At 45.7% G+C, this 19187-nt stretch carries 12 protein-coding genes and 4 pseudogenes; 12 read left to right on the top strand and 4 right to left on the bottom strand.

Annotated elements, in window-relative coordinates:
* Positions 1 to 107: 107 nt before the first annotated feature.
* Positions 108 to 671, top strand: a complete 564-nt coding sequence (gene ampD, locus BLO31_RS00255) for a 1,6-anhydro-N-acetylmuramyl-L-alanine amidase AmpD (protein ID WP_070962273.1) — start codon at positions 108 to 110, stop codon at positions 669 to 671.
* Positions 672 to 706: 35 nt separating this feature from the next.
* Here ampD and fldB read toward each other — a convergent pair whose 3' ends face one another.
* Positions 707 to 1225: a flavodoxin FldB gene (gene fldB, locus BLO31_RS00260; protein ID WP_070962275.1), complete on the bottom strand. Its 519-nt coding sequence runs from the start codon at positions 1223 to 1225 to the stop codon at positions 707 to 709.
* A 263-nt stretch (positions 1226 to 1488) separates the two neighbouring features.
* Between fldB and xerD the strand changes: the two genes are divergently transcribed.
* The 7 genes and pseudogenes from xerD (at position 1489) to lpdA (ending at position 12154) form a co-directional block, all read left to right on the top strand.
* Positions 1489 to 2397 (top strand): site-specific tyrosine recombinase XerD, encoded by a 909-nt coding sequence (xerD, locus tag BLO31_RS00265; RefSeq protein ID WP_070962277.1) that lies wholly within the window; start codon positions 1489 to 1491, stop codon positions 2395 to 2397.
* 16 nt (positions 2398 to 2413) lie between these two features.
* Positions 2414 to 3202 (top strand): thioredoxin fold domain-containing protein, encoded by a 789-nt coding sequence (locus BLO31_RS00270; protein WP_070962279.1) that lies wholly within the window; start codon positions 2414 to 2416, stop codon positions 3200 to 3202.
* Positions 3203 to 3215: 13 nt separating this feature from the next.
* Positions 3216 to 4955, top strand: a complete 1740-nt coding sequence (recJ, locus tag BLO31_RS00275) for a single-stranded-DNA-specific exonuclease RecJ (protein WP_070962281.1) — start codon at positions 3216 to 3218, stop codon at positions 4953 to 4955.
* Positions 4956 to 5336: 381 nt separating this feature from the next.
* Positions 5337 to 6104, top strand: coding sequence for a pyruvate dehydrogenase complex transcriptional repressor PdhR (gene pdhR, locus BLO31_RS00280; protein ID WP_070962283.1), 768 nt, complete (start codon positions 5337 to 5339; stop codon positions 6102 to 6104).
* 46 nt (positions 6105 to 6150) lie between these two features.
* A pseudogene (gene aceE / locus BLO31_RS00285) lies at positions 6151 to 8813 on the top strand (pyruvate dehydrogenase (acetyl-transferring), homodimeric type).
* Between the two features lie 30 nt (positions 8814 to 8843).
* On the top strand, positions 8844 to 10448 hold the full coding sequence (gene aceF, locus BLO31_RS00290) for a pyruvate dehydrogenase complex dihydrolipoyllysine-residue acetyltransferase (RefSeq protein ID WP_070962285.1): 1605 nt from the start codon (positions 8844 to 8846) through the stop codon (positions 10446 to 10448).
* A gap of 278 nt (positions 10449 to 10726) precedes the next feature.
* A complete protein-coding gene (lpdA, locus tag BLO31_RS00295; protein ID WP_070962288.1) occupies positions 10727 to 12154 on the top strand; it encodes a dihydrolipoyl dehydrogenase in 1428 nt (475 codons plus the stop codon).
* Between the two features lie 61 nt (positions 12155 to 12215).
* On the opposite strand, the gene BLO31_RS00300 is transcribed toward lpdA, so the two are convergent.
* Positions 12216 to 12827 carry a LuxR/HapR/OpaR family quorum-sensing transcriptional regulator gene (locus BLO31_RS00300; protein WP_070962290.1) on the bottom strand — a complete coding sequence of 204 codons (612 nt, stop codon included), beginning with the start codon at positions 12825 to 12827 and terminating at the stop codon, positions 12216 to 12218.
* A 437-nt stretch (positions 12828 to 13264) separates the two neighbouring features.
* Here BLO31_RS00300 and hpt point away from each other — a divergent pair, with 437 nt between their 5' ends.
* Positions 13265 to 13795 carry a hypoxanthine phosphoribosyltransferase gene (gene hpt / locus BLO31_RS00305; RefSeq protein ID WP_070962292.1) on the top strand — a complete coding sequence of 177 codons (531 nt, stop codon included), beginning with the start codon at positions 13265 to 13267 and terminating at the stop codon, positions 13793 to 13795.
* A 39-nt stretch (positions 13796 to 13834) separates the two neighbouring features.
* Here hpt and can read toward each other — a convergent pair whose 3' ends face one another.
* On the bottom strand, positions 13835 to 14515 hold the full coding sequence (gene can, locus BLO31_RS00310; RefSeq protein WP_070962294.1) for a carbonate dehydratase: 681 nt from the start codon (positions 14513 to 14515) through the stop codon (positions 13835 to 13837).
* A gap of 242 nt (positions 14516 to 14757) precedes the next feature.
* On the opposite strand from can, the gene BLO31_RS00315 reads away from it, so the two are divergent.
* The 3 genes and pseudogenes from BLO31_RS00315 (at position 14758) to BLO31_RS00325 (ending at position 18249) form a co-directional block, all read left to right on the top strand.
* Positions 14758 to 16428 carry a SulP family inorganic anion transporter gene (locus BLO31_RS00315; RefSeq protein WP_070962296.1) on the top strand — a complete coding sequence of 557 codons (1671 nt, stop codon included), beginning with the start codon at positions 14758 to 14760 and terminating at the stop codon, positions 16426 to 16428.
* Between the two features lie 133 nt (positions 16429 to 16561).
* A pseudogene (locus tag BLO31_RS00320) lies at positions 16562 to 17478 on the top strand (ABC transporter ATP-binding protein).
* Between the two features lies 1 nt (position 17479).
* Positions 17480 to 18249: pseudogene (locus BLO31_RS00325) on the top strand (ABC transporter permease).
* Between the two features lie 44 nt (positions 18250 to 18293).
* Here BLO31_RS00325 and panC read toward each other — a convergent pair.
* Positions 18294 to 19180, bottom strand: a pseudogene (gene panC / locus BLO31_RS00330) (pantoate--beta-alanine ligase).
* Between the last annotated feature and the right edge of the window lie 7 nt (positions 19181 to 19187).

Here is a 19187-nt window from a genome sequence, read left to right on the forward strand (position 1 = left end):
AATTTCCTTAGCTGGTGGCCTATTACCGATAATAGGTCTTTGGTAACGAGTTTCGCATTTGCAGATAAATTGGATATTATCGAGGAGTAGAGTGAACGAGGTAAAACATGATCGATAGCAATGGATGGTTACAAGAGTGCAAACACGTACCTTCGCCTTTTTGCGATTCTCGCAACGAACAAACGCCTATTTCCCTGTTGGTGATCCACAATATAAGTTTACCTCCTGGGCAGTTTGGCGGTCCTTATATCGAACAGTTTTTTACTGGTAACCTCAATCCAGATGAACACCCATTTTTTAAGGTCATTCACAATATGGGTGTGTCAGCGCACTGCCTTATTCGGCGAGATGGGGAAGTTGTTCAGTTTGTTTCGTTTCTAGACAGAGCATGGCACGCAGGGGTATCGAGTTTTGATGGCGTCGAGAAGTGCAATGATTACTCAATTGGAATAGAGATGGAAGGCAGTGATTTTGTGGCGTATACCGAAGCACAGTATCAATCTTTGGTCCGTTTAACTAAGCAACTCATGGCCGCTTATCCCGCCATTACCCTACCGAGAATAACAGGCCACCAATTTATCGCGCCATTGAGGAAAAGTGATCCCGGTTTGGTATTCGATTGGAGCAAATACCGCCGAGAGCTTAAGCGAAAAGATAAAAGCAATGGATAAGAAAAACCCAAGCGTTTAGCTTGGGTTTGATGAACTTAAAGTGCTTCTTGATATTCAACGAGGATCTGCTCAACCCAAGTAGCAATGCGTTCATCGCTTTTGTCGTATTGTGAGTCTTCATCCAAGGCAAGACCGACAAAAAATTCGCCGTCTTCGGTCAGTGCTTTTGAAGCTTCAAACTCATAGCCTTGATTTGGCCAGTAGCCGATGACACTCGCACCAGCGGCGACAACTTGGTCGTGAAGCATTCCCATGGCATCGAGATACCACTCACCGTATCCTTCTTGATCGCCTAGACCAAACAAAGCAACGACTTTTCCTTTGACAGGGGCATCGCTTACTTGATCCCAAATCGCTTCCCAGTCCTCTTGAATCTCACCAAAGTCCCAAGTAGAGATACCTAAGATAAGTAAGTCGTAATCTTCCATCAGGTCGAGGGAGGACGTTTTAACGTTGTGAATATCAATCAGGTCTTCACCGATAATGGAACGCATCTTCTCAGCCGCCATTTCGGTGTAGCATGTGGTTGAGCCGTAGAATAGACCAATTTTCATTTTTTATACTGCTTGGACAAGGTAGATAGGCCCGATTCTACCTTTTATTCTTAAGAAATCTCAAGGTATGGATTGGGCAAGGTAAGTGGGTTTAGTAAAGGTGACAATGGATCCGCTCGGTATGTTTGGCATCAAAAATACAACCAGCCTGTGGCTAAAAGGTCGGCAGGTGAGACAATCAGAGGATATTCAATGAGACTTTTTATAGCTTTGTGCTGCTCACTCCCTTACATTGGTCGGGTATCGAATAATTGAGGTGCCATGTGTCTAAAGTGAACTCAGCGGATCAAGGAATAGTAGAGCAGTTTCTCGATTCCATGTGGATGGAAAGAGGGCTTTCGGAGAACACGCTCGCTTCCTATCGGGCAGATTTGGTCAAGCTACTCCAATGGATGGGAGAGCATAATTATAAACTCAGCTTTATCAGTCTAGATGGTTTGCAGGAGTATCAATCTTGGCTTATCAAAAAAAAATTTAAAGAGACCAGTCGCGCTAGAATGCTTTCCGCCATTCGACGCTTGTTTCAGTATCTTCACCGCGAAAAAGTGAGAGCGGATGATCCAACGGCACTGATGGTAAGCCCCAAATTACCAAAGCGTTTACCCAAAGACCTGACGGAAAAACAGGTAGAGGATCTATTAAATGCACCAGACCCTAACGATCCGGTAGAGCTAAGAGACAAAGCCATGTTGGAGTTACTATACGCAACAGGCCTTCGAGTGACAGAATTGGTCAGCCTGACGACGGAAAACATCAGTATTCGTCAGGGCGTCGTGAGAGTGATAGGTAAAGGCGGTAAAGAGCGTTTAGTACCTATGGGCGAAAACGCTATTGAATGGATTGAAACTTTTCTTACCCAAGGCAGGTCAATATTACTTGGGGAACAAACTTCGGATATTGTGTTTCCAAGTAAACGAGCTCGTCAAATGACTCGGCAGACCTTCTGGCATCGTATAAAATATTATGCCTTGCAAGCGGGGATCAGAGCAGAAGATTTGTCTCCTCACGTTTTGCGTCACGCGTTTGCGACGCACTTGCTTAATTACGGTGCAGATCTGAGAGTGGTGCAGATGTTACTAGGACATAGTGATTTATCTACGACTCAGATTTATACTCACGTCGCCACCGAGCGACTAAAACAAATTCACAGCGAACATCATCCAAGAGCTTGATGAAAAAGGTAAAACAATGAGCGTACTACGCCTAATAACTCTTTTTACACTTCCTTTCTTATTGGCAGCTTGCAACGCAGAAAACGCCAATGCTGAATCCAAGGTTAATCCGGAATCCGCCGTATCGAAAACGGTTCAAGCAGACGTAGATCTGATCAAAGAAAAATTTGCCAAAATGGGCATCAATGTACAGGAAGTTACCGCTTCGGATGTTGATGGAATCTATGAAATCACAACCGATGGTGGGATTTTGTTTGCCACACACAATGCCGATTTTTTCTTTGCTGGCACGCTGTACAGCTTGGACAACAAGGGTAAGTATACCGATGTTCTGGCCCAGAGACGACAGCCAGAAAACGCGGCGAAAATTGCCGAGTTAAGCGACAGTGCCATTGAGTACAAAGCGGAAAATGAAAAACACGTGATAACCGTCTTTACCGATATTACCTGCGGTTATTGTGTCGAGCTCCACAAGCATATGAAAGAATACAATGACCTAGGTATTACAGTGCGTTATCTCGCCTTCCCACGTTACGGCTTGGAGCACGATACCGCAGATCAAATGGCAGCGATCTGGTGTTCAGATGATCCAGCTGCGGGCATGCATGACACCAAGATCAAACGCAAGCTTCCAGCCAGTACAGGTGATCTCGCGCAGTGTAAAGCGACGATTACTAAGCACTACAATCTAGCAAAATATTTGGGTGTTAAAGGCACTCCAGCCATCTTCTTAGAAAGTGGAGAAATGGTGGGTGGTTACTTAGATCCACAAGCGATGCAATCGAGACTGACATCAACGAAATAATTTCCGGAAAACCATGATAGAAATTCAACGTCGAGCTGAAGTTGATGTCGATGCTTTGGCCAGTGAACTCCACCCTCTGCTGAAAAGAATTTACTTAAGCCGAGGAATTTGTGAACTAGGACAACTAGAAAAGTCCGCTCGCGCTTTGCACTCCTACCAAATGTTAGGGGGGATTGCTCAAGCGGTAGACTTGTTGTTTAAAGCGATACAAAACCATCAACGAATTATCGTTGTGGGGGACTTTGATGCGGATGGTGCAACGAGCTCGGCTCTATCTGTATTGGCTCTGAGAATGTTGGGTTGCAATAACGTCGACTACTTAGTTCCAAATCGATTTGAAGATGGCTATGGCTTAAGTCCAGATGTTGTTGATCAGGCACTGGCGATTAACGCTGAGTTGATCATGACGGTGGATAATGGCGTGTCATCCATTGAGGGGGTGCGCTATGCCAAAGAGCAAGGACTCACGGTCTTAGTTACCGATCACCACTTACCAGGTAATGAGCTACCTATCGCAGACGCGATAGTGAATCCAAACTTGGACACATGTGCTTTTCCCTCAAAATCACTCGCAGGAGTAGGCGTCGCTTTCTACTTGATGATGGCCCTGTGTGTTCATATGCGCAATACCGGGTGGTTCAAGAATCAAGGCATGAGTGAACCAAAGTTGATGGAGCTCATCGATCTGGTGGCTTTGGGAACCGTGGCCGATGTAGTGCCATTGGACGAGAACAACCGGATATTGGTACATCAAGGCCTACAGCGTATAAGAGCAGGAAAAGCTAGGCCGGGCATACAAGCGTTAATTGAAGTCGCCAAGCGAGATGCAAAGAGACTTGTCGCCTCTGATTTTGGTTTCGCTCTAGGTCCGAGAATTAACGCCGCTGGTCGATTGGACGACATGTCCTTTGGTGTCGAACTGTTGATGAGCAATAACATTCACGCTGCCCGCCGAATGGCGAGTGAGCTGGACGGACTCAATCACACTCGCAAAGAGATCGAAGAAGGCATGAAGCAAGAAGCGATGGCATTTTGTGAACGCTTACAACTCGGAGCTGACAGTGAGCTTCCTTATGGTCTTGCACTTTTCCAAAGAGACTGGCATCAAGGCGTGATAGGCATACTGGCGTCGAGAATCAAAGAGCAGTTTCACCGCCCCGTCATTGCTTTTGCTGACGGCGGAGATGGATTGATAAAAGGATCGTGTCGCTCAATCCCAGGTTTGCATATGCGCGACACCTTAGACTTAATTGATACGCAAAATCCGGGTTTGATTAAGAAGTTTGGCGGTCATGCGATGGCAGCAGGTTTAACGATAGAGGAAGGTGAGTACGAAAACTTCTCCCGCTTATTTGATGAGTCGGTGCGCAAGCAATTGGATGAAGCGGCTCTTAAAGGTGTAATTTTAAGTGATGGCGAGCTTCAGCCTGAAGAGTTTTCAATGCATGTTGCCGAGCTACTCCGCAATGGTGGCCCTTGGGGACAGGCGTTTCCCGAACCCGTTTTTGACGGGGAATTTAAAGTACTGCATCAGAAACTAGTGGGAGAAAAACACCTAAAGTTAATGGTTGAGCCCTTATTCAAAGGTCACCCTACAAATATCATGATCGATGGTATTGCATTTAACGTTGATCTGAGAAGGTGGCCTGATGCTTCGGTGAAAAAAGTACGTCTCGCCTATAAACTCGACATTAATGAATTTCGAGGCAATCAATCCTTACAACTGATGATCGATCACATCGAAGCCAGTTAGTTGTGGATTATAGATAAGTAAAAGCGACTCCATTGAGTCGCTTTTTTGATGATTACTGCATATCAGTTAAGGATTCATGGGAGAGAGGTGCTTTCATCTACTCTCTTACTGAAACTTTATATTCCTTCATAAAATTTAAAGATTAGCCACTTATTGTGGTTTCTAGCGCAACAAATCCCCATCTGTTTATATTTTGTAATTGGTCATACCAATGATATTGCCGTTTTAATGAGCTATTGTTATCAAAGTGTTGAGTTGAGCGTGGTTCTATGATTTAGGTCAATTTTTGACTGGACATTGGTGTTTTAATTATGTTAATTTCTGCCTCAACGTAAAATTGGTATTACCAATTGACAGCAAAGAGTAAAAGAACAATAAATTATGGCTTATCAAAGGATTCGTCAGCCAAAACTTTCTGATGTGATAGAGCAAGAGTTAGAAAGGCTGATTGTGGAAGGTACACTTTCACCGGGGCAACAACTGCCACCGGAGCGCGAGCTGGCAAAACAGTTCGACGTGTCCCGTCCATCTATCCGTGAAGCCATTCAGCGCTTGGAAGCCAAACGTCTGTTGACCCGTCGACAAGGTGGGGGCACTTTCGTCAGCGAAACCATCTGGAACAGCTTCTCTGATCCATTGCTTAATTTATTGTCTAGTCACTCGGAAACTCAGTTGGATTTACTGGAAACGCGTCATGCGATGGAAGGTATCTCTGCTTATTTTTCTGCTGTTCGTGGTACCGATGAGGACTTTGCTCGCATTCAGGATTGCCTGAAAGTGATCAGTGAAGCGCAATCGAACAAAGACGTAGAAGCAGAAGCGACAGCGGTAATGGCGTTTCTTATTGCTCTTACTGAAGCGGCGCACAATGTGGTACTGCTGCATATCGTTCGAAGCCTTGCGCCTTTACTGGAAAAAAACGTCCTAGAAAATTTAAAGCTATTACACCGCCGAGATGAGGTGGTGGAGAAAGTAAGTAAGCACAGAGCTAATATTGTTGATGCGATTGTTTCAGGTCAGCCTGAAAAGGCACGAGAAATGTCTCATTCACATTTAGCTTATATCGAAGAAACATTGTTGGATTTGACTCGTGAAGAGTCGCGCAGAGAACGCTCTTTGCGTCGAATTCAGCAAGGTAACGACTCCTAAGAGCGTTACTTATAACTAGATCCAACCAATAGAAGGATAGATCGCCATGTCTGATATGAAGCATGACGTAGACGCACTGGAAACTCAAGAATGGCTACAAGCACTTGAGTCAGTTGTACGTGAAGAAGGTGTAGAACGTGCTCAATACCTACTAGAAACCGTTCTAGAAAAAGCACGTCTAGATGGCGTTGATATGCCAACAGGTATCAACACAAACTACATCAATACGATTCCTGCAGCACAAGAGCCGGCTTACCCTGGTGACGTAACTCTGGAGCGTCGTATTCGCTCAATCATTCGCTGGAACGCAATCATGATCGTATTGCGTGCATCTAAGAAAGACCTAGACCTAGGTGGTCACATGGCTTCTTACCAGTCAGCGGCAGCATTCTACGAAGTTTGTTTCAACCACTTCTTCCGCGCTCCAAACGAGACGGACGGTGGCGATCTAGTTTACTACCAAGGTCACATCTCTCCGGTATTTACGCTCGTGCATTTGTTGAAGGTCGTTTAACTGAAGAGCAGATCGATAACTTCCGTCAAGAAGTAGACGGCAAAGGTATCCCATCATACCCGCACCCTAAATTGATGCCTGAGTTCTGGCAGTTCCCTACCGTATCTATGGGTCTAGGTCCAATCTCTGCGATTTACCAAGCTCGCTTCCTTAAGTACCTTGACGGCCGCGGCATGAAAGATACTTCAGCTCAGCGCGTATACGCCTTCCTAGGTGATGGTGAGATGGATGAGCCAGAATCACGTGGTTCTCTTTCTTTCGCAGCGCGTGAGAAACTAGACAACCTGTGTTTCCTAATCAACTGTAACCTACAGCGCTTAGACGGCCCTGTAATGGGTAACGGTAGCATCATCCAAGAGCTAGAAGGCCTGTTTAAAGGTGCTGGCTGGAATGTGGTTAAAGTTATCTGGGGTAACAACTGGGATGCACTACTGGCGAAAGACACGTCAGGCAAGCTTCTACAGCTAATGAACGAAACTGTAGACGGCGACTACCAGACATTTAAATCTAAAGATGGCGCGTACGTACGCGAGCACTTCTTTGGCAAATACCCAGAGACAGCGGCACTTGTTGCAGATATGACTGACGATGAGATCTTCGCACTTAAGCGCGGTGGTCACGACTCTTCTAAACTGTACGCAGCATACAAGAATGCGGCAGAGACCAAAGGTCGTCCAACAGTAATCCTAGCTAAGACAGTTAAAGGTTACGGCATGGGTGACGCGGCGGAAGGTAAGAACATCGCACACCAAGTTAAGAAGATGGATATGACTCACGTACTACACCTACGTGACCGTCTAGGCCTTCAAGACATCCTTACGGACGAAGCAGTAAAAGAACTTCCATACCTGAAACTGGAAGAGGGTTCGGCAGAATACGAATACCTACACGCTCGTCGTAAAGAACTGAAAGGTTACACGCCTCAGCGTCTACCTAAGTTCACTCAAGAATTCAAAGTGCCAGAGCTAGAAGAGTTCGCACCGCTACTTAGCGAGCAAAAACGCGATATCTCAACGACTATGGCATACGTTCGTACTCTTAACATCCTGCTTAAGAACAAGAACATCGGTAAAAACGTTGTACCAATCATCTGTGATGAAGCGCGTACCTTTGGTATGGAAGGCCTATTCCGTCAAATCGGTATTTACAACCCGCACGGTCAGGAATACACACCTGAAGATAAGGGCATTGTTTCTTACTATAAAGAAGCGACATCAGGTCAGGTTCTACAGGAAGGTATCAACGAGCTAGGTTCAATGGCGTCATGGGTTGCAGCAGCAACGTCATACAGCACCAACGACCTACCAATGATCCCGTTCTACATCTACTACTCAATGTTTGGTTTCCAACGTGTCGGCGATATGGCTTGGCTAGCGGGTGACCAGCAAGCTCGTGGCTTCCTACTAGGTGCTACAGCAGGTCGTACAACACTAAACGGCGAAGGTCTACAGCACGAAGATGGCCACTCTCACGTAATGGCTAACACAGTTCCAAACTGTATCTCTTACGACCCGACATTTGCCTATGAAGTGGCAGTTATCATGCAAGACGGTATTCGTCGCATGTACGGTGAGAACCAAGAGAACGTGTTCTACTACTTAACTGTAATGAACGAAAACTACGCAATGCCAGCAATGCCAGAAGGCGCTGAAGAAGGCATCCGCAAAGGTATCTACAAGCTAGAATCTCATGCTGGCGACAAGTCTAAAGTTCAGCTAATGGGTTCAGGTACTATCATGAACGAAGTTCGCAAAGCTGCAGTTATTCTAAGCGAAGAGTACGGCGTTGCTTCTGACGTCTTCTCAGTAACTTCATTCAACGAGCTAACTCGTGATGGTCAGGATGCAGAGCGTTACAACATGCTGCACCCAGAAAGTGAAGCGAAAGTACCATACATTGCTACGGTACTTGGCAACGAGCCTGCTATCGCCGCGACTGACTACATGAAGAACTATGCAGAGCAAGTTCGTGGTTTCATGCCTAGTGAATCATACAAAGTACTTGGTACAGATGGCTTCGGTCGTTCTGACAGCCGTGCGAACCTGCGTCGCCACTTTGAAGTTAACGCTGGCTACGTCGTAGTTGCTGCACTAACTGAACTAGCGAAGCGTGGCGATGTTGAGAAATCAGTAGTAGTAGATGCTATTGCGAAGTTCGACATCGACACTGAAAAAACAAACCCACAATACGCTTAATACAGCGCTTTAATAGAAGGTAAATAAGCAATGGCAATCGAAATTAATGTACCTGACATCGGTGCGGATGAGGTTGAAGTTACTGAGATTCTTGTAAGCGTTGGTGACAAGGTCGAAGAAGAGCAGTCTCTGATCACTGTTGAAGGCGACAAAGCTTCTATGGAAGTTCCTGCGTCTCAAGCGGGTATTGTTAAAGAAATCAAAGTAGCGGAAGGTGATTCGGTTACGACGGGTTCTCTAATCATGATTTTCGAAGCAGATGCGGCCGGCACACCGGCTGCAACTGAAGAAGCTCCAGCAGAAGCTCCAGCAGCAGCTCCGGCTCCAGCGGCAGCGGCAGAACTGAAAGAAGTTCACGTACCTGATATCGGTGGCGACGAAGTTGAAGTTACTGAAATCATGGTAGCAATTGGCGACGGCATTGAAGAAGAGCAGTCTTTGATCACGGTAGAAGGCGATAAGGCTTCTATGGAAGTACCAGCGCCTTTTGCTGGTACACTGAAAGAGATCAAAGTCGCAGCGGGCGATAAAGTTTCAACTGGCTCTCTGATCATGGTATTTGAAACAGCAGGTTCAGGTGCTCCAGCGGCACCAGTTGCTGAGCAAGCACCAGCAGCGGCTCCAGCTAAGCCTGAAGCCCCAGTTGAATCAGCTAAATCTGAAGCTCCGGCAGCACCAGCGGCAGGCGATTTCCAAGAAAACAACGAGTACGCACACGCGTCTCCAGTCGTTCGTCGTCTTGCTCGTGAGTTTGGTGTTAACCTTTCTAAGGTTAAAGGAAGTGGTCGTAAGAGCCGCATCCTGAAAGAAGACGTTCAAAACTACGTGAAAGATGCGCTTAAGCGTCTTGAGTCTGGTGCAGCGGGCTCTGGCAAGGGTGACGGAAGTGCACTTGGTCTACTACCGTGGCCGAAAGTGGACTTCAGCAAATTTGGTGAAACAGAAGTTCAGAAGCTTTCTAAGATCAAGAAGATCTCTGGTGCGAACCTTCACCGCAACTGGGTAATGATCCCTCATGTTACTCAGTGGGATAACGCTGATATCACTGAGCTAGAAGCGTTCCGTAAAGAACAGAACGCGATTGAAGCGAAGAAAGATTCTGGTATGAAGATCACTCCTCTTGTGTTCATCATGAAAGCGGCAGCGAAAGCGCTAGAAGCCTTCCCAGCGTTCAACTCTTCACTATCTGAAGATGGCGAAAGCATTATTCTTAAGAAATACGTGAACATCGGTATTGCTGTTGATACGCCAAACGGTCTTGTTGTTCCTGTATTTAAAGATGTGAACAAGAAGGGTATCTACGAGCTGTCAGAAGAACTAATGGCGGTATCTAAGAAAGCGCGCGCTGGTAAGCTAACTGCTGCAGATATGCAGGGTGGCTGTTTCACTATCTCAAGTCTTGGCGGTATTGGTGGTACTTCGTTTACGCCAATCGTAAATGCACCAGAAGTTGGTATTCTAGGTGTATCTAAGTCTGAGATGAAGCCAGTTTGGAATGGTAAAGAGTTTGAACCACGCCTACAGCTTCCACTGTCTCTTTCATACGACCACCGTGTGATCGATGGTGCTGAAGGTGCGCGTTTTGTGACTTACCTAAACGCTTGTCTATCTGACATTCGTCGTCTTGTTCTTTAATTAGAGCGAAGATTTAAAAGAGGCGGCTTAAGCCGCCTCTGTGCCAATAACCACGGTTGTTGCACGGTAATTTGTTTACTGACAATTTGGTTACATTGGCTGTTTTTATAATCGAATTGTTGTCTGGCTCACAGGCTAAATGGATTTACTTTTCACACCATTAACATCTCTGTAAACTGTTGGCGGTCTGAAAATAATTGTTTAAAACAAAACGACTTTGAACAAACCTAATCTATACCCACTCAGCCTGTTAGGGATAATGACTACAAGAGGTCAAAATGAGCAAAGAAATTAAAGCCCAAGTGGTAGTACTTGGTGCAGGTCCTGCTGGTTACTCCGCTGCATTCCGTTGTGCAGACTTAGGTCTGGAAACCGTTCTTATCGAGCGTTACAGCACTCTAGGTGGTGTTTGTCTTAATGTGGGTTGTATCCCATCAAAAGCACTCCTTCACGTTGCAAAAGTAATCGAAGAAGCGAAAGCACTCGCTGATCACGGCATCGTATTCGGTGAGCCTCAAACGGACATCGACAAAATCCGTCTTTGGAAAGAAAAAGTTATCAACCAGTTGACTGGTGGTCTTGGCGGTATGGCTAAGATGCGTAAAGTGAACGTGGTAAACGGTTTTGGTAAGTTCACTGGCCCTAACTCTATCGAAGTTGAAGGCGAAGATGGCAAAACGGTTGTGAACTTTGACAACGCGATTGTTGCTGCGGGTTCTCGTCCTATTAAGCTGCCATTTATCCCACATGAAGATCCACGAATCTGGGATTCAACTGACGCTCTAGAGCTAAAAGAAGTTCCGGGTAAGCTACTTATCATGGGGGGCGGTATCATCGGTCTAGAAATGGGTACGGTATACCACTCTCTAGGTTCTCAGATCGACGTGGTAGAAATGTTCGATCAAGTTATCCCAGCAGCGGATAAAGATATCGTTAAGGTTTACACCAAACGCATTAAGAACAAGTTTAACTTGATGCTTGAAACCAAAGTAACAGCAGTTGAAGCGAAAGAAGATGGTATCTACGTTTCAATGGAAGGTAAAAAAGCACCTGCTGAAGCTGAGCGCTATGATGCTGTGCTGGTTGCTATTGGTCGTGTACCGAACGGTCAACTTCTCGATGCTGAAAAAGCGGGTCTTGAAGTTGATGAGCGCGGCTTTATCAACGTTGATAAGCAGATGCGTACTAACGTCCCTCACATCTTTGCTATCGGCGATATCGTTGGTCAACCAATGCTTGCTCACAAAGGTGTGCATGAAGGTCACGTTGCCGCTGAGGTTATTGCTGGTAAGAAGCACTACTTCGACCCTAAAGTTATTCCTTCAATCGCTTACACTGAGCCAGAAGTGGCATGGGTTGGTAAGACTGAGAAAGAAGCGAAGGAAGAAGGCATCAAGTACGAAACAGCAACCTTCCCTTGGGCAGCATCTGGTCGTGCAATCGCGTCAGATTGTGCAGACGGTATGACTAAGCTGATTTTCGACAAAGAGACAAACCGCGTAATTGGTGGTGCTATCGTTGGTACTAACGGTGGTGAGCTACTTGGCGAAATTGGTTTGGCAATCGAAATGGGTTGTGATGCAGAAGATATCGCTCTTACGATTCACGCGCACCCGACTCTACACGAATCTGTAGGTCTGGCAGCTGAAGTGTTTGAAGGCACGATTACTGATCTTCCAAATCCAAAAGCGAAGAAGAAAAAGTAAGCCCTAAGAAAACAAAAAAACCGCTGTTTGAAAACAGCGGTTTTTTTGTTTCAGCGAAAGCTTAATCGTGCTTGTAGATGCAAAGCATATCAAGATAGCTTTCAGTCAGACGACTAATGGTCGCTGCATCCTTCACACGGTTTGCCTGTACGAACAGTGAGTAGCAAATACCGTGGAACAGAGTGGCGAGATCCGAGGCATCGTGATGGTCACACACTTCTTGGCGCTCGATGGCGCGCACAAACATGTTTTGTACGAGTAACTGGTTATTTTTGTTACTTGTTACAAACAAAGGCCACACTTCATCACGCGTCGATGCACTCCATTCAAACCACACTTTCAACCAGTGACAATCATTGAGGACAAGTTGAGTCATCTCTGTTGTCAGGTTGTGAAGGTTTTCTTTTGCATGTAGGTCAACATCTATGTTGTCTGCTAAGAAATTAGAGAACTGGCGTACCACGTGGTTAAGTACATCATCAACAAGATCTTCTCTGGTTGGGAAGTAGTTAAACACGGTTGCCACTGAGACTTGAGCAATATCGGCGATATCAGCATGACCACCGCGTCCGATACCTCTACGAGCAAACACTTCTAGAGAAATTTCCATCAGTTGCTGCTTACGCTTTTGAGGTGAAAGGCGCGTACGCGGTCTTTTCGCTATAGTATCCATATTATGTATATCCTTGCCATTTGAGTTGTTAGTAGTTTTTCAAGGGCTTTGCCCTAGTTATTATTTTATTATTTGCATATAGCTCTATGAGTGTAATGGTGCATATCAAATAGGTCAACGTTTTCAGAGTAATTTATAATCAGAATTATTAATATGGCTGATAAGTAGAGCTAGACTGGCTTTTGCGTAAACGTTTCACTCAAATGACAAGGAGTGATAAACTACCGCCTCACTAAAATACGGTGTCTATACTTGAGTGATGTACACCGAAATCAATCTAAATAACAAGCAGTTAAATTGAGTTGTCTAACTATATGAATGTTAATTAGTTTATGAGCTCAGTAGTGTTGTAAACAGCAGTACAAAATTTACAGCTTGTGTACATTATTTGAAACGATAGTGATTTGATTGGTCAACGAAGCAAAAACGAGTTTGGTATGAAACATACAGTAGAAGTCATGATTTCTGAGCAGGATGTTCAGGATAGAGTCCGTGAACTGGGTAAACAGATCACCGCTCACTACCAAGGAAGTGAAGACTTAGTAGTAGTAGGGTTGCTGCGCGGCTCCTTTGTTTTTATGGCGGATTTAGCGCGTCAAATTAAACTGACTCACCAAGTCGACTTTATGACCGCATCAAGCTACGGCAATACAATGGAAAGCTCTCGCGATGTCCGAATCCTAAAAGACTTGGATGACGATATCAAAGGCAAAGATGTCCTGATTATCGAAGACATCATTGATACTGGTAATACGCTTAACAAGATCAAAGAGATCCTATCTCTGCGCGAGCCTAAATCCATAGCTATCTGTACGCTGTTGGACAAGCCTTCTCGTCGCGAAGTGAATGTTGACGTAGATTGGATTGGTTTTGAGATTCCGGACGAGTTTGTTGTAGGTGTGGGTATCGACTATGCACAAAAATACCGCCACCTGCCATTTATCGGCAAAGTAATACCACAAGAGTAAGCGAATACGCTGAAATGAAGATAAGAGCAAGTGCCCGTATTAAACCGGGCACTTTTCGTTTGATTTGAGAATATCAGAGCTGAGTATTTTAGACATCGCAGCTTGGTAGTTCACTTCTAGGCTCTCTCTGCTGCGGCAGTTCACTCCTAAATCTTGAAGCTTTCCATCCCCGATACCATACACAACGCCGTGTATTTCCACTTGTTGGCCGCGATCCCAAGCATTTTGCAGAATGGTCGAATTTCCAAGGTTATACACTTGCTCTGCGACGTTGATTTCACAAAGTTTGTCCGCCCATTTTTCTCTTGGAAGGTTACCTAGCCAGTTGCGATGCTTTAAATAGAGATCGCGAATATGGAGCAACCAGTTGTTGATAAGCCCCAACTGAGGGTTATCGATTGCTGCGTTTACGCCACCACACCCATAGTGTCCACACACAATAATATGGTTCACTTCGAGTACATCGACGGCGTATTGAACGACAGAGAGACAGTTGAGATCAGTATGAATAACTTGGTTAGCGACGTTGCGGTGAACAAAAAGTTCGCCGGAGTAGAGACCGGTAAGACGTTCTGCTGGCACGCGACTGTCTGAACACCCTATCCAGAGAAACCCCGGGTTTTGTCCTTCTTCCAGTTTGGAGAAGTATTCCGGTTTTTCAGATTTAATGGATTGCGACCAGTCAGCGTTGTTTTTGAATAACTGCTTGATTTCAGGCATTTTCTTACAACTTTTAAAATTAACTAACCCCACTATACACAATGTTACAAATTAAGACCCACAAAAAGTGTGCGATTTCCCACTCATCTGACTTCTTCGAGCGATAAAAAACATAAACTTACCCTGTTTTATTTCCATGTATTATAGGAATGGAAAAACGTGATCAACTTAATGGTTTTTTAGTCATTAAACATTTGCTAAATTGATGCGGTTTACGCGTTAAAAAAGCAGGGAGCGATAAGTTGTTTGGAAATCGATTTCAAGATATCAACCTAAAGGGTGATCTGTTTGGCGGAGTGACCACGGCGATTATTTCGCTACCGCTAGCACTTGCCTTTGGTGTTGCCTCTGGTGCCGGAGCTGAAGCTGGCTTGTGGGGCGCCATTATGGTTGGCCTATTTGCTGCGCTTTTTGGTGGTTCTTCTACACTCATTTCTGAGCCAACAGGTCCAATGACGGTGATTATGACCGCCGTTTTGACCAGTATGATGGCTAAGTACCCGGAAACGGGAATGGCGATGACCTTTACGGTTGTCATGATGGCTGGCGCGTTTCAGATAGTCTTAGGGACATTAAAGTTGGGTAAATACATCACTTTGATGCCCTATAGCGTTATCTCAGGATTTATGTCAGGTATCGGCGTCATACTGATTATTCTCCAGCTTTCGCCTCTACTAGGGCACGCTGCCCCAGCTGGTGGGGTAACGGGGACACTAGCCGCCTTGCCAGATACCGTTTCAAACATGAAGTTTAGCGAGCTTTTCCTCGGCTTGTTAACCCTTGGTATTCTGTTTTTCTTCCCTAAAGAGTATCGCCGATACGTGCCAGCGCAGTTGGTGGCGCTGGTAGCGGTCACCTTACTGTCGGTCATCGTTTTTGATACCCAAGACATTCGTCGAATTGGCGAAATCCCCGTAGGCTTACCTTCTCTGGTTATTCCACATTTTACCGCTGACCAATTCACGACTATGGTTATTGACGCTATGGTACTGGGTACCTTGGGGTGTATTGATACCTTATTAACCGCGGTTATTGGCGACTCTCTTACTCGTAAAGAGCACGATTCAGATAAAGAACTGCGCGGCCAAGGTCTCGCCAATATGATTTCAGGTCTCTTTGGCGCATTGCCGGGAGCGGGTGCGACTATGGGGACGGTGACCAATATTCAGGTCGGGGCTCGTTCACCTCTTTCAGGTGTGACCCGAGCGCTTGTACTGGCACTGGTGGTTTTGGTCGCTGGTGGATTGACCGAGCCAATTCCAATGGCTGTATTGGCGGGGATCGCAGTATACGTCGGTTTTAATATCTTGGACTGGAGCTTTATCCAGCGAGCGCACCGTGTGAGTGTACAAGGTATGGCCATTATGTACGGTGTAATGCTGCTTACCGTGTTTGTCGACCTAATTGTTGCCGTCGGTCTCGGTGTATTTATATCGAATGTTCTGATTATTGAACGCCTGAGTCGCGAGCAAGCTCGCCAAGTTAAAGCGATCAGTGATGCGGACGAAGACTCTGTTCCACTGACTGACAGCGAACGGGCCTTGCTTGATAGAGCCAAGGGCAAGGTACTTTTCTTCTACTTGTCTGGGCCAATGATTTTCAGTGTTTCCAAAGCCATTTCTCGCCAGCACACGAGTATTGCAGATTACGAAGCCATGGTGTTGGATTTGACTGATGTTCCTATGATCGATGTTACCGTCGGTTTAGCACTTGAGAATGCCATCAAAGATGCACTCGATGCCCAGTGTCAGGTTTATCTGCTCTGTCCAAACGAGCAAACAAGGCAGCAGCTTGAAAAGTTCCAAGTGCTGAACTTAGTACCTGCGGAAAATACCTTCTCATTTAGGTATGAGGCGCTTAAATCTGTTGTAAAACACATGGAAACCGATGAGCACCAAGAAAACGCGGTGTAGCGGTTAATAGAAAGAGAAAACGCAGCGATGACGCTGCGTTTTTTTATGTCTTAAGGGCTTTATTAGGGGTTGAATTTTCTTTATATCAGCATCATCTGATAGAAGAGAACGCATAATATGGCGATGAAAGCGAATGTACGCATTAGAAATAGAACAACTAAGAAAGACCTATGCTGGTGGTTTCGAAGCCTCAAGGGGGTAAGCCTAACTGTGGAAAAAGGCGACTTCTACGCGCTTCTTGGACCCAATGGCGCAGGAAAATCGACGACTATCGGGGTTATTTCTTCTCTGGTTAATAAAACTTCGGGAAAAGTCAGAGTTTTTGGTCATGATATCGATACCGACCTTGAGCTCGCCAAGCAGAGCCTTGGCCTCGTCCCACAAGAATTTAACTTTAACCAGTTTGAGACGGTAGAGCAGATCGTTCTACAACAAGCAGGCTATTACGGAGTTTCAAAGTCTTTAGCCAAAGAGAGAGCGAAAAAGTACCTCACTCAGTTAGATCTGTGGGAAAAACGCACTGAGAGGGCGCGCAACCTTTCTGGAGGTATGAAGCGCCGTTTAATGATTGCCAGAGCCTTGATCCACGAACCACAACTACTCATTCTTGATGAGCCAACGGCGGGGGTCGATATCGAACTGCGTCGCTCTATGTGGGATTTCCTCAAAGAGATCAATGCCAAGCAGGGGATCACGATCATTTTGACCACCCACTACCTCGAAGAAGCAGAAATGTTATGCCGAAACATAGGCATTATTAATCGAGGTGAGTTAATTGAAAATACATCGATGAAAGATCTGCTGTCTAAACTGCACGTGGAAACGTTTATTCTCGATCTTGCTGAAAACTCGCCGCAGCCAAGTTTAAAGGGTGTAAATGCCTACTCATTCGAAAATGGCTCGTTGGAAATCGAGGTAGAAAAATCGCAAGGACTGAACGCGATTTTTAGCCAACTCAGCGAACAGGGGATCAGCGTTATGTCGATGAGAAACAAAGCCAACCGTTTGGAAGAGCTGTTTGTCAGCATAGTGCGGGGTAATGGAGAGTAATATGTATCAAATATACTGGACGGCGTTTAAAAGCTGCTGGCAAAAGAGATCAATCGCTTTACTCGAATTTGGGTACAAACACTCGTACCGCCAGCGATTACCATGACACTCTATTTTGTGATTTTTGGTAGCTTGATCGGTTCAAGAATTGGCGAAATGAACGGTTTTAGCTACATGGAGTATATCGTTCCGGGATTGATTATGATGTCGGTGATCACCAACTCTTACTCCAACGTCGCTTCGTCCTTTTTCAGCGCTAAGTTTCAGCGTAATATCGAAGAACTGCTGGTGGCACCAGTCCCCAACTACGTGATTATATTCGGCTTTGTAATGGGCGGCGTTGTACGCGGTCTGCTGGTAGGACTGATAGTGACGTTAGTGTCTCTGCTGTTTGTGGATCTGCAGGTAGAGCATTGGGGTGTGATAGGTTTTACCGTGTTTTTAACTTCCGTGGTGTTTTCACTTGGCGGACTGATTAACGCTGTGTTTGCGAAAACCTTTGACGATATTTCGATTATTCCCACCTTTGTATTAACGCCACTGACATACTTAGGTGGCGTGTTCTATTCCATTAGCTTACTACCTGAGTTTTGGCAGGGCGTTTCGAAGTTAAATCCTATCGTTTATATGGTGAATGCGTTTAGGTATGGTTTTTTAGGCGTATCAGATGTAGGTATTTTGACGTCGTTTAGTGTACTTGGGCTATTTCTTGTTCTTCTATATGGTGTCGCGCACTACTTAGTGTCGAAGGGAATTGGATTGAGAAGTTAATCGCGGTGATTGAAAAGAGAAAGGTCGGCAATGCCGACCTTTTTTTACTCTGCTGAACTTTCTAATTCGTCTTTACTTTCGGTAGCTAAATCGATCACTTGGTTGTCAATCAATCGCGCTTTGCCGAGAAAGGCCGACATCAAAATCACCGCTTGAGATGACGCTTCAGTGACCGCTTGCAAGGTTCTCGCATCGCGGATAAAAATTTCGTCGGGATGAAGTCCGGCTGCGCGCAGTTGGTCATTGGCGTCTTCAATCACGGAGTCGTAGTCGTGACGTCCACCGCGGATGGCACTGCTTATCCAGCGCATTGTACGCGCAAGCACTGGAGCGCGTTGGCGCTCATCAATGGTTAACAGCCCATTGCGAGAGCTCATGGCCAAACCATCCATTTCGCGGACCGTCGGAACGCCGATGATCTCAATGTCCATGGCGAGATCTTCAACCATTTTGCGGATCACCGCCAGTTGTTGAAAGTCCTTTTCGCCAAAACAGGCCACATCGGGCTGGACCAAATTGAACAGCTTAGTGACAATCGTCGCTACACCACGGAAGTGTCCCGGACGCGAAGCGCCCTCCAAGATGGAAGACAAACCAGGGACTTCTACACTGGTCTGCTTGTCTAGTCCCTCTGGGTAGATAACTTCCGGAGTAGGAGTAAAAACAAGTTCCACGCCTTCACCAGAGAGTTTTTCTAAGTCGGCATCAAGTGTACGAGGGTAGTTAGCTAGATCGTCGGCACGTTCGAACTGCATTGGGTTAACAAAGATACTGACGACAACCACGTCGGCTTGTTCGCGAGCTTTGCGGACTAAGGTTAAGTGGCCTTCGTGTAAATTGCCCATGGTTGGGACAAAGCCACTGTTCGACCTTCGCGTTTATGCTGCTTTATCAGTTCTCGCAGTGAGGAGGTTTCAGCAATAGTCTGCATGCATTTT

This window comes from Vibrio sonorensis (assembly GCF_001854765.1).
GTDB lineage: Bacteria > Pseudomonadota > Gammaproteobacteria > Enterobacterales > Vibrionaceae > Vibrio > Vibrio sonorensis.